The 2,034-nt window shown below is 50.3% G+C and carries 3 protein-coding genes; all 3 read left to right on the plus strand.

Annotation, left to right across the window (positions count from 1 at the left end; genetic code table 11):
* Positions 1–472: hypothetical protein (locus KKD83_01330; protein MBU2534795.1), on the plus strand; the 472-nt coding region annotated here is incomplete at its 5' end.
* Between the two features lie 14 nt (positions 473–486).
* Complete coding sequence (locus KKD83_01335) at positions 487–1,341, plus strand: hypothetical protein (protein ID MBU2534796.1); 855 nt, start codon at positions 487–489, stop codon at positions 1,339–1,341.
* A 23-nt stretch (positions 1,342–1,364) separates the two neighbouring features.
* On the plus strand, positions 1,365–1,922 hold the full coding sequence (locus KKD83_01340; protein MBU2534797.1) for a hypothetical protein: 558 nt from the start codon (positions 1,365–1,367) through the stop codon (positions 1,920–1,922).
* The last annotated feature ends 112 nt before the right edge of the window (positions 1,923–2,034 follow it).

The following is a 2,034-nucleotide window of genomic DNA, read 5'->3' on the forward strand; positions in this document are numbered from 1 at the left end:
CGTACTGGTGAGTGGGGCGGCCAGTATAGCTATATTTCAGATTATGAAGGGTACCGAGAGGAACAATACCCATATAAACGCAGTACGCCAGGTGCAGACTGCCGGATACTGGATTAGCCGTGATGCCAGAATGGCACAGAGCATCGATACGGAGAATTTGACATCACCGGCTTTCCTCGTTTTTAACTGGACGGAATGGGATGACCTGAATGAAGAGACATATCACTCCGCGACCTATTCCTTTGAAGGTCTAACTGACGGTATCGGCACGCTGAAACGGACTCATTGGAGCAGCGCCGGCGCAAATGAACAGACGCTTATTGCCAAACACATTTATTACGCCCCCGCTGACTCAGATAATACCAGCAAAGCTGACTATAAGGCTCCAGTACTGAAGTTGCAGCTGACCTCCCTGGTTGAGGATGCCATGGAGATAAGAGAATACCGGATTAAACGCCGACCGAATATTTAGCGGATGTGAAACCAATGCGTAAAATTTGGCGATTGATACTGAAAGGAGAATTGGGGCAGGCTTTGCCGATAACGCTGGCCCTGCTGATTATCGGTGGGCTGACCATTTTACCGAGCCTGAACCTGGTCTTTACCAGCGCCAAAACCAGTAACATGTTGGAAGCGGGCATGAAAGGGACTTATGCCGCAGATGCCGGCGTGGAAGATGCCTTGTGGTCGCTGGCCAACGGCCAGTCACCTTCCACCCAGCTATCGGACAATATCAATGACATGCAGGTTAACATACAGACCGTAGACAGTGGGAACTACACCATATATTTCGGTGAACTCATCGAGCCGGGCAAGCACAGTGATTACCTCGATGTGACTGGCAATATGACCTGGGACGCAGGAGCCGATGCTTATAAATACACGATTACCGTCACCTGGCAACCGGGCTCTGGAAACTCGACAATACATCTTGAGGAAGTTGGCGCCAGGACTCCCATCGACTATAGTTATCAGACAGGGTCGTCAGCCAATTTTACCGAAAACCTCTCCACTGATGAACCGGATGAAACCCTGGATTCACAGGGCGCTTACCTGCTGAACTGGATACTTGGTTCTCCAAAGCCGTACGTATCCGAGGCCGAACCAGTGCAAACTCAGATTTTCTACATAACCGGCTCCGGGGACCAGGGAGGTCATTACGCCTGGGTGGTCGCCAACCGGGAGGATATCGGCGCCGTGGGTGAAATCAACGGCACATACTACGAAATTACAGCCACCGCAATTAATCCGGAGAATAATAGAACCACCGCTAAAATCGTCGCTAATGTAATAATGGGTGGTGCGAATACATACATTATATCATGGCAGATCTATAACTAGTTGGTGACTTCAAGGAGCAAAGGGTGAAACTGAGTAAGAAAAGCTGGCTGTTTATCGGCATCGGCATCTTTCTGATCGCCCTGGCAGGCCTCTGGATGGTCTACTCTCAGGAGTCGGACGTGAAGAAACAGCTGAAAGAAGAGTTTGCCCAGGCCAAGTCAAGGCTGAGTTTGATTCAGCTCGAGCAATTCGCAAACCAGCAGGAGGAACTCGAGCAACAGCTGGACGAAACAATCGCGCAGTCTAAAACTGCCCGGGAAACGCTCTCAGAACCGATGAACAGCATCATCATCACTGATATATTATTCAGCACGGCCGAGAACAACAGCGTCAACATAACCAAGATCAACTCGTCAGGTATGACCAATGAGGAGCTGAAAGGCGTACCCTGCCTAGCGTTACCGCTAACCGCTAACATTGAAGGCGAAGTCGGCAACCTGGTGGCTTTCATCACGCAGCTCAATGATGACCTTCCCAACGGCGTGGTCAGATCAGTTAACATAGGCATACCATATCCTGCTGGAGATAGTAAGCCTTCTGTCAGCATCGAGATGGTTATCTATACGTACAAGGAAAGTTAAGCAATGGCGAAGAAAGCGGTCACTTTATACATCGACGATACCAGCATCCGGCTCATGGTCACGAGCGGGCAACGGGTCAAGAAATGGGCGGACGTACCTCTTGAGCCCGGCC

It is taken from the genome of Chloroflexota bacterium, from assembly GCA_018829775.1.
In the GTDB taxonomy this organism is placed as follows: domain Bacteria; phylum Chloroflexota; class Dehalococcoidia; order Dehalococcoidales; family RBG-16-60-22; genus E44-bin89.